The 12770-nt window shown below is 59.9% G+C and carries 11 protein-coding genes; 4 read left to right on the top strand and 7 right to left on the bottom strand.

The genetic code is table 11. From position 1 onward, the window contains the following. Positions 1-16 precede the first annotated feature (16 nt). Positions 17-706 (top strand): molecular chaperone, encoded by a 690-nt coding sequence (locus GT756_RS15030; RefSeq protein ID WP_094311703.1) that lies wholly within the window; start codon positions 17-19, stop codon positions 704-706. Here the strand turns inward: GT756_RS15030 and GT756_RS15025 are convergent. The 5 genes from GT756_RS15025 to GT756_RS15005 all read right to left on the bottom strand — a co-directional run bounded on the left by GT756_RS15025 (position 703) and on the right by GT756_RS15005 (position 8058). Further along, positions 703-1797, bottom strand: a complete 1095-nt coding sequence (locus GT756_RS15025; RefSeq protein WP_032456492.1) for a fimbrial protein — start codon at positions 1795-1797, stop codon at positions 703-705. The genes GT756_RS15030 and GT756_RS15025 overlap by 4 nt on opposite strands. Before the next feature lie 7 nt (positions 1798-1804). Beyond that, complete coding sequence (locus tag GT756_RS15020) at positions 1805-4360, bottom strand: fimbria/pilus outer membrane usher protein (RefSeq protein WP_160124870.1); 2556 nt, start codon at positions 4358-4360, stop codon at positions 1805-1807. A 36-nt stretch (positions 4361-4396) separates the two neighbouring features. Then, positions 4397-5059, bottom strand: a complete 663-nt coding sequence (locus GT756_RS15015) for a molecular chaperone (RefSeq protein WP_160124869.1) — start codon at positions 5057-5059, stop codon at positions 4397-4399. Positions 5060-5253: 194 nt separating this feature from the next. Then, positions 5254-5838, bottom strand: a complete 585-nt coding sequence (locus GT756_RS15010; protein ID WP_160124868.1) for a fimbrial protein — start codon at positions 5836-5838, stop codon at positions 5254-5256. A 699-nt stretch (positions 5839-6537) separates the two neighbouring features. Beyond that, the gene (locus tag GT756_RS15005; RefSeq protein ID WP_004205728.1) at positions 6538-8058 is read right to left on the bottom strand and encodes an aldehyde dehydrogenase family protein; all 1521 of its coding nucleotides are present in this window, start codon (positions 8056-8058) and stop codon (positions 6538-6540) included. A gap of 263 nt (positions 8059-8321) precedes the next feature. Here GT756_RS15005 and GT756_RS15000 point away from each other — a divergent pair, with 263 nt between their 5' ends. Further along, positions 8322-10109 carry a sigma-54-dependent Fis family transcriptional regulator gene (locus tag GT756_RS15000; RefSeq protein ID WP_004205727.1) on the top strand — a complete coding sequence of 596 codons (1788 nt, stop codon included), beginning with the start codon at positions 8322-8324 and terminating at the stop codon, positions 10107-10109. Between the two features lie 2 nt (positions 10110-10111). On the opposite strand, the gene GT756_RS14995 is transcribed toward GT756_RS15000, so the two are convergent. Then, positions 10112-10708 carry an undecaprenyl-diphosphatase gene (locus GT756_RS14995; RefSeq protein WP_004205726.1) on the bottom strand — a complete coding sequence of 199 codons (597 nt, stop codon included), beginning with the start codon at positions 10706-10708 and terminating at the stop codon, positions 10112-10114. 59 nt (positions 10709-10767) lie between these two features. Further along, the gene (locus GT756_RS14990) at positions 10768-11685 is read right to left on the bottom strand and encodes a LysR family transcriptional regulator (RefSeq protein ID WP_017900622.1); all 918 of its coding nucleotides are present in this window, start codon (positions 11683-11685) and stop codon (positions 10768-10770) included. Between the two features lie 103 nt (positions 11686-11788). On the opposite strand from GT756_RS14990, the gene GT756_RS14985 reads away from it, so the two are divergent. Both GT756_RS14985 and GT756_RS14980 read left to right on the top strand, forming a co-directional pair. Continuing rightward, positions 11789-12394 (top strand): FMN-dependent NADH-azoreductase, encoded by a 606-nt coding sequence (locus tag GT756_RS14985; protein WP_004205724.1) that lies wholly within the window; start codon positions 11789-11791, stop codon positions 12392-12394. Between the two features lie 74 nt (positions 12395-12468). Continuing rightward, positions 12469-12768 carry a helix-turn-helix transcriptional regulator gene (locus GT756_RS14980; RefSeq protein WP_049115872.1) on the top strand — a complete coding sequence of 100 codons (300 nt, stop codon included), beginning with the start codon at positions 12469-12471 and terminating at the stop codon, positions 12766-12768. Positions 12769-12770: the final 2 nt, after the last annotated feature.

The following is a 12770-nucleotide window of genomic DNA, read 5'->3' as shown; positions in this document are numbered from 1 at the left end:
CGTAAAGGAAGCGATCATGAAAACTCAGGTGGCTGTTTTGCTCAGCGCATTGGCCTTTCAGGCCTGCGCCGGGATAACCATTAATGCCTCACGGGTGATCTATTCAGGAAAAGACAAAGTCGCCAGCCTGAATATCAATAACCGCAGCAGCACCCCCTATAAAGTGCAGATCTGGCTGGACGCCGGGCTCAATGCCTCGCGCGTCGGCCTACCGATGGTGGCGACGCCGCCGCTGGTCTATTTATCGCCGCAGCAATCCGCCCAACTACGCTTTATCTATCTCGGCAGCGGGCTGCCCGACGATCGGGAAAGCCTGTTCTGGGTCAATATCCAGGAGACGCCGCCGACCGCCGGCGGCAATCATACGCTGCAATTTGTCGTCCGCACCCGTCTGAAGCTGTTTTATCGTCCACCCACCATCGCCACCACCCTCGTCAAAGAGGTGCAAAAGCTGCAGTGGCAGCAGAGCGGCAATAACCTGCGCTTGACGAACTCAGGCCCACTGCATATCACCCTGGTCAACGGGGCGCTGATCGATAATAAAGGCCACCTCTCGCTGATGAGAAACGTGATGCTCCGGCCCTACAGCAGCCATACCGTAATGACCACCGACAGCGCTCGCCTGTACCAGTTGAACTATATCGACGACTACGGCGCGGTAGTGCCGATCCCGCTGCAGGGCAGTCTGCCCACGGGGCCAGGCTAGTTATACTCCAGGGCGAAGGTCACCATGCTGTTGGCCGTGCCCGCCGCCACGGTGGCGTCGGTTTGCACATACTGCGCGTTAAAATTGATAGCCTCGGCGGTCCCGGCGCTGGCGCCAGTTACCCTTTTCAGGATCGGCAGATTGCTGGCCTCATTGATCTTAACGCTGGTGCCGTCGGGCACCGCCGCGCCGGGGTTATTGCCGTAGGTCAGCTTCACGCCGACGCCGCTGGCGCTGTTGCTGACCTGGCTCAGCGCCAGGGTATCGCTCTCCACGCTCACGCCGAAAAAGCCGATGCGCACGTCGGTCGGCGTCGGACAGAACACCGGGATCGAAAAGCGCTTCGCCTGGCCGCCGGTGCTCCCTTTACCGTGAAACTCCGCCCGGTTTACCGTGCCCAGAGTGACCTGGATCGACGACGTCGTCACCTGACAGCTACCGCTGCTGCCGATGTCCACGTTCAGGGCAGCCATATCGATACTGACCGGCGCGCTGGCGACATAGCTGGCGCTGCCGCTGGCCTGCTGCTCAATGGTCATCTCCCCTACCTGCGGCAGCGACGGCGAGTTAGTATGCGTCCCGTCCGCCAGCTGCACCGTCCCGGTTTTATAGAAGGTCACCGCGATCCTGACCGTGGTTTGCTGCTGCGTCATCAGCGCCGGGAGCATCGCGCTGTCGCACACCACCACCGACTCGCCGCCCGCGGAGTGGCTGCCGTCGATAGCGCGCATCGGGCCGCCCGCGCACTGAAAGCTGAGCGAGTACCCGATGCCGTCGATGGCGCTGGGGTAGACGTGCTGTCCGTTAATCACCACCGGCGCGCCGCCGGTTTTCAGCTGCTTATAGACGATGCGTTTGGCGCTCGCCGTCGGCAGCTGCAGGTCGCAGGAAAAAGGGATCCCACTGCCGTTATCCGCCATCGCGCTGGTCATCTGGGTATTGATCGGCAGCGTGGGTAAATACTTGATATTGGGAATATTGACCGTGGTCTGACCGATATTCGCGCGGCAGGTTTCCGCCCGCACACCGGGAAGATAACCGCTCAGCGTCAGCAGAAAGAGGAAAGGAAGTAGACGAAAAACAGATTTCATAGCCGCCTCAGCGTGTCTGGCACAGTCCGGAGACGGTTTTCACCGTGTTCAGACTCTGCTGTGGGTTATCCGGAAGATGAAAATGCAGCCTGCAGCTCTGCGACTGGTTGTTCACGACCCAGCTCACCGCCAGGGTCCCCTCCTGCGGTACACCGCTGAGGTACACCTGGCCGCCGTCAGCCACCATGCCGCCCGGCGCATTGCCGCTCTCCTCCGCCGTGACCAATTGCGCGCTGGCGCCAAACGGTAACGGCCCCTGGGCATTGCGCAGGGTAAACAGCACCCGGTTGCCAATGTGGGTCCGGTAGTTGGCCATCACCACCGCGCCGCCGCTGGGGATCACCGTCTGCCCCTGCTGGTCGACGTCGGTATCATCCGCCATCGACTCCGTGTCGAGGGTAATGACATTTTTCCGATAGGCGGTGAGGGACGGCACCACGGCATAGCCGCGCCAGTCGGTGTGCACATTGTTGCCGTTTTGTACCGCCACCCCGGCGGCCCCCGGCGCGCGGACGATGGCGAAGCTCTCGCCCACCGTCTGGCCGAAAGTGACCCCGTGCGGATGCGCGACCACCGAGCCGGCGCCTCCCCAGGTCAGCTGGTTGCTGGCGGCGTCATGGCGATAGCCAAGCTGGGCGTTGCCGAAGCCGCCGTGGTAGTCGAGAGCAGCGCTGCTATTGCTGCCTCGTCCCTGATTGCCATAGCCCTGCTGAACCGAGTAGAACAGGTTCGGCCGCGACGGCACCGCGCCATACAGCGACACCTGCTGCGAGGTATAGCCATTGCTGTCCGAGGTGGTGTTGTAGCTCACCGCGCTGTCGGACAGCGGACCACCCAGCGGAATATTGATATTGAAAGACCAGGAGCGATCTTTTTTTTGCTGACCGCTGGCGCGGGTGTAGTAATAGCCCACACCCCAGGAGATCCCTTTCCAGGCGCTGTAGAACCCGAGATGTACCGTCTCATCCCGGCTCTGCCGGTGCCAGTATTCCTGCGACCAGGCGGAAACCGCCAGACTCCCCAGATCACCAAGGCTTTGTGACACCGAGATCTCTTCCCGTCGGCGCCGGTTGTCCACCTGCCCCTGCGCGCTTTCCAGGGCGCTGGCTTCGGCAAAATCGTAATAGCCGCTGGAGGAGTAGCGATAGCTGGCGAGGCTGAATGCGGTGCCCGAGCTGACAAAATTTTTCTGATACTGAGCGCGCAGCGAATGGCCCGCATAGCGCTTACCCGACGGGGTACGGGTGACGGCCTGGGTGACGTCGCCTCCCAGCGATCCGAATTCGCCGAAGCCGCGGCCCAGGCCCAGCGCCCATGACTGATAGTCCTGGGCCAGCTGCGTGCCGCCGTAGAGGGTAAATCCCGCCGACAAACCATAGAACAGGGTGCCCTGCAGGAATTCCGGCGAGCGCACCGAATCCGCCCCGGAGTGGTAGCGGCCGGCGCTGAGGCTGAATTTGCCTCGCCCTTCGCGCAGCATATACGGCACGGCGGAATAGGGTTGGGTAAAGGTGCGCACCGAACCATTGCTCTCAGTCACCTTCACCTCCAGATCGCCGCTCTGCGAGGTGGGGTAAAGATCGCTGATGGCGAACGCCCCCGGCGATACAAAGGTTTCGTAAATCACATATCCGTGCTGGGAGACGGTCACTTTGGCATTGCTGTGCGCCACGCCGCGAATGGTGGGGGCAAAGCCACGCTGGCTGTCCGGGAGCATCTCATCGTCAGACATCAGCTGTACGCCGCGAAACGGGATGCTGTCAAACACGTCGCCGGTGGTGTAAGTATCGCCGATCCGCAGCAGACTCTTCAGCGAGCGGACGTCGCGCTGCAGCCAGGTACTCTGTGAATCCCAGTGTCGGCGCTGCTGGTCGTACTGCATTGAGGAGACGTTGCGCAGCCGCCAGGCGCCCAGGTTCACGCCGCTGCGTAAATTGAGATAGTTTGAGCGGCTGCTCTCCCCGTCATCGGCGTTCTTGATTTGCGCGCCGGAAAAGTAGTAATCGACAAACGCGGCCGGCACGCCATCGTCCCAACGCGAGGGATCGACATAGCCGCGGCTTTGCACGTTCATCGCCGCCTGGGGAATACTCAGCGTCAGGCGCTGGTTAGCGAAGGTGAAGCGGCTGCTGGCGTCGGGAATAAACTTCTCGATCCGGGTGAAGGTCTCACCCTCATGCAGCGTTTGAAAAGCCGGAAACGCGCTAACGTTAACCCCATACTCCGCCAGCTGCCCGGGCGTCAGCACCGGCTGCAGCTTCCCGCCATCGTCAACAAACGTAATATCGGCCTGGCCCAGCTCCTGGTCGTTAACCACCACGGTGACAGGGTAAGTCCCCGGCTGCTGTCCGCCGGGTTTGGCAAAGTAGTGCAGATCGGAGGTTTGCTGCTGCGGGTCGGCAAACTCCAGCGCCGCCGGGTCAAAATAGTCGTCAGCCAGCGCCCGGCTCAGCGGGCTGAGACAACAGATCATCGTCGGCAGCGTCGCCAGCGCCAGCGCCCGTCCGGCGGTGACGGGCAACGCGGCATACTCCCGCACCCTGGCTGTTGTTATTCTTTTCATGCTGGCGCCGTCCGGTAAGCTCATTACAAAGGGGAATTACTGCTGGGCGAAATCGCTGACGCCGCCGTAGTCGTTAATCGCCTGCCATTTGACGGTGCCGTGCCCGCTCACCGACCACGTTTTCTGACCGAAGGGGGCCACCATGCCAGGGTCGTCAATTGCCTGCCCGCCCACCGCGACGGAATAAAAAGAGACAAAATAGGGAGTGGGGTTTGCCACCGTCAGATGACCGCCGGACTGGCTAAACTTCAGCTGCTGCCAGGCTTTCGCCGGGTCGCCAGCCAGGCCGTTGGGGCGATAGAAGATTTTGAATTTCGACTTAATATTGACCTGCAGCTTGTTCACCTCGCCCTGGGGCGTCGGGGCGATACTTTTGACGTTCAGCCAGTAGACCGATTCACGGTCGCTGGGCAACGAGGCGCCAATAAAGTTAATGCGCAGGACGTTATTTTGCTCCGGATCGAGACGGAACAAGGGCGGTGTGACAATGAAGGGCGCCCTGGCCTTATCGTTTTCCGCGTAATTTTCCACCCATGACTGCACCAGATAGGGCGTATGGGTATCGGCATTAGTGACTGAAATAGCAGCTTCACGCTTCCCTTCCTGATAAATCACACGGGTTCCACCCATGACAATACCGGCCTGCGCTGCCGTGGAGCACAGCAGAAAGGCCGCAACGGCAATTATTTTCTTCATCATGACTTACCATCAGGCAAAGGTTGAACAGACAATAAAATAAAGCAGTAAATAACAGAGCCAGTACCCGTCGGGATAATTAGCAAAAACAACTATACCGTCACGAATATATTTCATGACTTCATGACAATTATCTCTTTAGCTATCTGCAATTAATCAGGACGCAATGAACTGACTCTGAATAACGTGCAATATGATTAGTTATAAATCATATTGAAATTAGCCGTACCGTCGGCTTTACCTGCCGTCACGGTCGCCGCGGTGGAGACATAGTCGGCGTAAAACTCGAGGTCGGCAGTGCCGGTGCCGCCGCTGGAACCCGGAGTGACCGTTTGTTTTGTGGTCGTTTTACCGAGGCTGACCGCCGTCGTCTGATCGTGCTCATACAGCTTAATGGCTACGCCTTTGGCGCCGCCGCCGTTGATGGCCAGCAGGGAGGTATCCGTCTGTTCACGCGCGCCGTCAAACAGCACGGCGACGGTAGTCACGCTGGCCGGGCAATCTTTCACTTTGATATGGAAAGGAGTTTTCGTGGTTTCGGCGCCGGTGCCGGTAAAATAGTTGCTGGCCCATTTGCCCAGATCCACCGGCTGGCCGGAAGAATTACTATCAACGTTGCAAGAGCTGTCGGTGATCGACCCATTGAAGGTGATCTGCCCGCCGGCGCCTTGCGCGCTGGTGCCCGAGTTTGGATTAATGGTATTGGCCGCAGTAGCCTGGAAGGCGACGCCAGAAAGCAGCGCCCCTATGAGAATGGTGATAAAGCGAGGTTGTTTTTTCATTATTTATCTCATCGTTAACGAATATATTTTCCATCATCGCCAATAGCTCCATAGCTATCGCGAAACGGCTCGTCAGCTCCTCCCTGTAAATGTTCATTGCGTTCCTTCCGCAGGATAGTAGGCACACGTTCTCTCCACTCTGCTTTATTTCGCCAACAGATGGCCATGAAGGACAAGCAGAAGAAAAAAGAGTTATTTTGATGTGCGAAATAAATATATTACCCGAAGTATCAAAAGGCAACCTGAGTAAATGTTAATTGTAGGTTAACAACTGTATTCGCCATAAAGTTAATTTTTGAAATGGCTTTTCAATGTTAATTTACATATCTATACAAAAGAAATTAAAATACCTTTAAACAACAACAGATCAATTCCATTAACAAATTTAAAGATAAGTGTTCAAAAAGTCGTCTTGTTTTATTGTGCGCTTGCCGGGCAGCACCAAAAAATTAGGAATTTTCCTGGTATTAATATTCATCATTTCTACACAAACGACGCTAAGACAGTCAGCCCCATCCGATAATTTCTTGTTCTGGAAGTGTTTTTATTTTCAAGTGAAAGTAGTTATATCAGTGATGTGAATATATTGCCGTTGCCGCCGATACAAACCCATCGTTTGCATGGGGTTATTTTGAAGTAAAAAAAATCCGCAACCCGAATGGATTGCGGACTGGGGATCAATCAGAAATGAGATGGAGTTCAGAACAGGCCCAGCGGCGCGGTGCCGTAGCTCACCAGCAGGTTTTTGGTTTGCTGGTAGGCATCCAGCGCCATCTTGTGCGTTTCCCGCCCGACGCCGGACTGTTTATAGCCGCCGAACGCCGCGTGCGCCGGATAGACATGATAGCAGTTGGTCCATACGCGACCCGCTTTTATGCCGCGGCCCATGCGATAGGCGAGGTTGGTATCGCGCGTCCACACCCCAGCGCCGAGGCCAAACTGGGTCTCATTGGCGATAGCCAGCGCTTCCGCTTCGTCCTTAAAGGTGGTCACCCCGATCACCGGCCCAAAGATCTCCTCCTGGAAGGAGCGCATATCGTTGCGGCCTTTAATTAGCGTGGGCTGAATATAAAAACCATTATCCAGCGCCGGCGCGATAGCCGCCCGCTCGCCGCCTGTCAGGATTTGGCCGCCCTCTTCCCGGGCAATCTGAATATAGGAGAGGATCTTGTCGAACTGCTGGCGGGAAGCCTGGGCGCCGATCATGGTGTCGGTATCTAACGGATCGCCGCGGCGGATCTGCGCCACCTTCTCCATGACCCGCGCCATAAAGGGCTCATAGATGGATTCATGGATCAGCGCCCGCGACGGGCAGGTACAAACCTCACCCTGGTTGAAGAAGCCGAGCACCAGCCCCTCCACCGCCTTCTCAATAAACTCCTCTTCTCCCTCCATCACATCGGCGAAGTAGATATTGGGCGATTTGCCCCCCAGCTCGACGGTGCAGGGGATAATATTCTCCGCCGCGCAGGCGAGAATATGCCGCCCGACCGGCGTGGAGCCAGTAAATGCCAGCTTGGCGATACGTTTGCTGGTGGCCAGCGCCTCGCCCGCCTCTTTGCCGAAACCCTGCACCACGTTCAGCACCCCGGCCGGGAACAGATCGCCTATCAGCTCCAGCAGCAGAGTAATACTCAGCGGCGTCTGTTCCGCCGGCTTGAGCACCACGCAGTTACCCGCCGCCAGGGCCGGGGCCAGCTTCCACGCGGCCATCAGCAGCGGGAAGTTCCACGGGATAATCTGACCGACAACCCCCAGCGGTTCATGGAAATGGTAAGCTACCGTGGTTTCATCAATCTCGGCGGTACTCCCCTCCTGGGCGCGCAGGCAGCCGGCGAAGTAGCGAAAATGATCCACCGCCAGCGGCAGGTCGGCGTTCAGCGTTTCGCGGATCGGTTTCCCGTTGTCCCAGCTCTCCGCCACCGCCAGATATTCCAGATGCTGTTCAATACGATCGGCGACCTGCAGCAGCAGCCGGGAGCGCTGCTGCACTGAGGTTTTGCCCCACGCCGGCGCCGCACGGTGGGCGGCGTCGAGGGCGAAGTCAATGTCTCTGGCATCCGACCGGGGAAACTGCGCAATGTTGCTGCCGTCTACCGGGGAGGTATTCATAAAGAATTCACCGCTCAGCGGCTCGACAAATTTACCGTCAATAAAGTTGCCGTAAGCGGATTTAAATGAAACCAGGGCGCCGGGCTGGCCAGGGTGTGCATAACGCATCGCAAATCTCCTTCTGTAGGGTTGAGACGCAGCGGCATATTGATTTTTTAAACTTGCCGCCGAACGCTTCTCACTTTGCAGGGGTTATGCCAGTTTTTTATTTACTTTAAATCTTTTTATTTATTAATAGGTTGCCTTCACTAACTGGGCAGATGGTCAGCCACTGTTGCACGGGTTTCCACTTATGTGTTGCAAATCGCAACACCAAATAAACCAAATAGCTACAATATTGCAACACAGCAACATCGACCCAGAGGTGCCCTGTGCCAGGCAATCCCTTTCTTCTCGCACCAGAGGTTAACGCCAATCCCCTGCTGAGCGATTCATGGTCTCGCTGCCAGCGCTACGGTCTGGATCCCGCTACCGAGGATTTTCCCCGCCTCGACGCCGGCGAGCTGGCGGATCGACTCGCCAGCCACCGCAGCCTGCAGCAGTTGGCGCAGCCGGTGGTGGAAGCCCTGTCGCGCCAGGTGGCGGACCTGCAGTCGGTGGTGATCCTCTCCGACCCCGGCGGTCTGGTGCTGCACACCGTCGGCGATACCCAGGCGATGCAAAAGGCGCAGCGCGTGGCGCTGGCGCCCGGCAATCTGTGGAGCGAAAGCGGGCGTGGGACCAACGCCATCGGCACCGCGCTGGCGATTGACGACGGCTGCGAAATCGATGGCCGTCAGCACTTTCTCACCCGCAACCAGAATCTGTACTGCGCGGCGATGCCGCTCCAGCGGCCGGACGGAAGTATCGCCGGCGTGCTGGATATCTCCGGCCCGGCGGATTTTCCCCACCAGCATACCTTTGGCTGGGTGAAAGCAGCGGCAAAGCAGATTGAGTATCTGTGGGTGAAGCAGAGCCTGCATCCTGAGCAGTGGCTGATGAGCCTGCACCGGCAGGTGGACAAGCTCGACAGCGTCGAGGAGCTGCTGCTGGTCTTTTCCGATAACGTCCTCACCGCCGGCAACCGGCTGGCGATGCGCGAGTTCGGCCTGAGCGCGGCGCAGTTTGGCCAGCTCACCTTTGCGTCGCTTTTTCCGACGCTGACGCAAACGGCGGTCAGCGTTCCCCTGCCGCTGACCACCCCGCAGGGTCGCTATCACTATCGCCTGCGCGAGCCCACCCGCCGCCGGGTGGCGGTGAGCGCCCCGCCGGCCATGCAGCTCCCCTTCACCAGCCCGCGGGAAGGCGAAAAGCTGCTCCGGCTGCTTAACGCCGGCATCGCGCTCTGTATTGAGGGGGAAACCGGCAGCGGCAAAGAGTATGTCAGCCGCACGCTGCACCAGCACAGCCGCTGGCGCAGCGGTAAATTCGTCGCCATTAACTGCGCCGCCATCCCGGAATCGCTGATCGAGTCCGAGCTTTTCGGCTACCAGCCGGGGGCGTTTACCGGCGCCAGTAAAAATGGCTATATCGGCAAAATCCGCGAAGCCGAGGGCGGGGTGCTGTTTCTTGATGAGATCGGCGATATGCCGCTGGCGCTGCAGACCCGCCTTCTGCGGGTACTGCAGGAGAAAGAGGTGGCGCCGCTGGGCGCCAGCCGCAGCGTGCCGGTGAACTTCGCCTTGATCTGCGCCACGCACCGCAACCTGACCCAGCGGGTCAGTGCCGGCGAATTCCGCGAAGATCTACTGTGGCGCCTGCGGGAGTATGCCCTGGCGCTGCCTCCGCTGCGCGAGTGGCCAGCGCTGGAAACCTTTATCGCCACCCTGTGGCGCGACCTGGGCGGCGCTTCGCGCCGGGTGACGCTGTCCACCGCGCTGCTGACCCACCTCAGCCAGCTGCCGTGGCCGGGAAACGTACGCCAGCTGCAGAGCGTCCTGAAGGTGATGCTGGCCCTCGCCGATGAGGGCGACACATTAACGCCCGATGCGCTGCCGGAGACATATCGCACCGCGCCTGCGCCGCTGCCGCGCGGGGGATTGCAGGCCCATGACGAGCAGTTGATTGTCGATACCCTCGCCAGAGTCAACGGCAACGTCAGCCGGGCGGCGCAGATGTTGGGTATCGCCCGCAGCACGTTATACCGTCGCGCCGCCCGTGCCGGACGGCCACGCCGCTGAGACTATGGCGTAAAGCGCGCCGGCAGCCAGGAGAACATCCGCCGGCTGACGGCCTCGCACAGCAGCACCAGTCGTGGGCCGACCGCCTGCCAGACTCGCTTCGCCACGATGACCCCACCGACGGCGACCAGGGCCGCGCCCACCATATCCAGCGGAAAATGCACCCCAAGATAGATCCGCGACCAGGCCACCGGCAGCGCGGCCAGCAGCATCAGCAGGCCAAGCGCCCGCAGGCGCAGAGACAGCAGCGCAAACGCAGCACTGAACATTACCGTACCGTGATCGCTGGGAAAGCTGTTATCCGCCGGATGGCTTATCCAGGTATGGCCGAGGGGGATCATAAACGGCCGCGGATGGAACCAGAGCGTCCCGCACACCATCCCCAGCCCGAGGGAAATGATCACGGCCAGGGTCATAAACAGCGCCTGACGATGTCCCTCACGGCCACCGAGAAACCACAGGCCGAGCGCGATCGTCGGCATCATAAACACAATGCCATTGGCGCAAAAACTGGCCAGCGACAGCAGGCCATCCGCGGCGCCAGGCTGCGCGTTAAGCGCGAAAAAAACAGATTGATTCAGGGTTTCCAGGGCGTTCATGGCGATAGCTCTCAGTCGTCATCTTTCTGTCATTATCGCCCGGACGCCTTAAGATACCCTTAACCGCTGGGCGGTGTGCTTTTAGCAAGGCGCAGTCCTTCCCGCAGGGCATCGATCGCCACCCGCGTTTTTTGCGGCAGCCACGGCCCTTCCGGCCACACCGCGTGGATAGCGAAACGCACACGGTCGCTGGGCGCCAGAACCTGCTGCAGCGTCCCGTCGGCGAGCGCCTGCGCCACCAGCCAGTCCGGCAGCCAGGCGATGCCCATTCCCTGCTGCGCCGCGGCGGCGATGGCGGCAAAGTCATCCTGCACCAGCCACGCCTCCGGGGTGAAGCGCACTTCGCCCTGCTGCGGGTCGTAAAGTTGCCATTTTTGCAGCTGACCGTTATGCAGATAGCCGAGGGTGCGGTGCTCGCTCAGCCCGGCGATGGTCTGCGGCGCCGGCTGGCGGCGCAGGTACTCCGCCGCCGCGCACAGCACCATGCCATGCTCCCCCAGCGCCCGCGCCCGTAGCGACCCGGTATCGGCCAGGCTCCCGATACGCACCGCGAGATCAAACCCCTCTTCCAGCAAATTGACCTGCCGGTCGCTGTAGTGGAGCTCGAGCTTCAGCAGTGGATAGCGCTGACTCAGGCGGAACAGCAGCGGCGCCACGCAGCGCTGGCCAAACAGCACCGGCAGCGAAATCCGCAGCCGTCCCTGCACCTCGCCTTTGCCGCGCTGCAGCGCTTCTTCGGCCTCGCGAATGCGACCCAGCGCCTCCCGACACTGGTGATAAAATTGCTCTCCCTCTTCCGTCAGCAGTTGCCTGCGGGTGGTGCGCTGGAATAGCGCCACGCCGAGACGCGCCTCCAGCCGGGCAATGGTTTTCCCCACCGCCGATCGCGTGACGTGGAGGATCGTCGCCGCGCTGGCAAAGTTACCGCTCTCGACCACCGTGACAAACACCGGGATCGCGTTCAGATCGTCGCGCACAGATTGGTTCCTTATGGGATACAATAGCGGAAAATAATGTCACTCCAGAGAGAAAAAAGACAGTGTTAGTCTCTGCCTCTACCCTTTACCTGAGGCACTTATCATGGCTAACGTTCTGGTATTAAAATCCAGCATTAATGGCGAAACGTCCCTGACCAATCAGCTGATTAACGAATTTCTCGCGGCGCGCCAGGCGGCGGGTCACCCCGATCGGATCCGCGAACACGATCTCAGCGCCATGGCGCTGCCGACGCTGGATGGCGCGCTGTTCGCCGCCCTGCGCGGGGCGGCGGATCCGCAGCCGGCCATCCGCGCGGCGGTTGCGCTCTCCGACCAGCTTATCGCCGAGTTAAAAGCCAGCGACCTGCTGGTGATCGGCGCCCCGATGTATAACCTCAACGTCCCGACCGACCTGAAGAAATGGTTCGACCTCGTGGCGCGGGCGCGGGAAACCTTTCGCTACACCGACAGCTGGCCGCAGGGGCTGGTCGAGGGCGTCCGGGCGGTGGTCGTCAGCAGCCGCGGCGGTATTCACCAGGGCGAAAGCACCGACGCCGTCACCCCCTATCTGCGCGCGGTGCTGGGGCTGATGGGGATCCATGAGGTGGAGTTTATCTATGCCGAAGGGCTGGATAACCGCCCGCACGGTCGCGACGCCGGGATCGCCAGCGCCCGGGCGCAGATAGCCGATCTCGCCGTTCCGGCCTGAGTCACGGGAAAATGTGCTGGCGCTGGCGGTCTTTTTATTTTAGAGTTATCTAAATTTAGAAAAATCTAAAATACATGACCACACCTGAAGATCTGCAGGCCCGCGCCGGAGAAGCCGCCACGCTAATGAAAGCGATGAGCAATCCTCACCGATTGCTGATCCTGTGCATGCTGTGCGACGCGCCGCGGGCCAGCGCCGGTGAACTCGCCCGCGCCACCGGCCTGAGCCCTTCCGCCACCTCGCAGCATCTCGCGCGGATGCGTGACGAGGGGCTGATCGACAGCGAACGCGACGCTCAGCGTATCCACTATTTCATCACCCATCCTGCAGTACAGCAGGTGATCAACACGCTGAAAACGCTCTATTGCCCGTGAGG

Source organism: Klebsiella sp. Q2 (assembly GCF_009900705.1).
Lineage (GTDB): Bacteria > Pseudomonadota > Gammaproteobacteria > Enterobacterales > Enterobacteriaceae > Klebsiella > Klebsiella quasipneumoniae.
Note: the sequence above shows the minus strand (reverse complement) of the source record. Positions and strands in the feature narration are given on the sequence as shown.

What these genes read in the sequence shown, in the direction of transcription:
- GT756_RS15025 (WP_032456492.1), bottom strand. Translation starts at nt 1,797, where the DNA reads ATGAAATCTGTTTTTCGTCTACTTCCTTTCCTCTTTCTGCTGACGCTG.
- GT756_RS15010 (WP_160124868.1), bottom strand. Translation starts at nt 5,838, where the DNA reads ATGAAAAAACAACCTCGCTTTATCACCATTCTCATAGGGGCGCTGCTT.
- GT756_RS14980 (WP_049115872.1), top strand. Translation starts at nt 12,469, where the DNA reads ATGACCACACCTGAAGATCTGCAGGCCCGCGCCGGAGAAGCCGCCACG.
- GT756_RS15005 (WP_004205728.1), bottom strand. Translation starts at nt 8,058, where the DNA reads ATGCGTTATGCACACCCTGGCCAGCCCGGCGCCCTGGTTTCATTTAAA.
- GT756_RS15015 (WP_160124869.1), bottom strand. Translation starts at nt 5,059, where the DNA reads ATGATGAAGAAAATAATTGCCGTTGCGGCCTTTCTGCTGTGCTCCACG.
- GT756_RS14985 (WP_004205724.1), top strand. Translation starts at nt 11,789, where the DNA reads ATGGCTAACGTTCTGGTATTAAAATCCAGCATTAATGGCGAAACGTCC.
- GT756_RS15020 (WP_160124870.1), bottom strand. Translation starts at nt 4,360, where the DNA reads ATGAAAAGAATAACAACAGCCAGGGTGCGGGAGTATGCCGCGTTGCCC.
- GT756_RS14995 (WP_004205726.1), bottom strand. Translation starts at nt 10,708, where the DNA reads ATGAACGCCCTGGAAACCCTGAATCAATCTGTTTTTTTCGCGCTTAAC.
- GT756_RS15030 (WP_094311703.1), top strand. Translation starts at nt 17, where the DNA reads ATGAAAACTCAGGTGGCTGTTTTGCTCAGCGCATTGGCCTTTCAGGCC.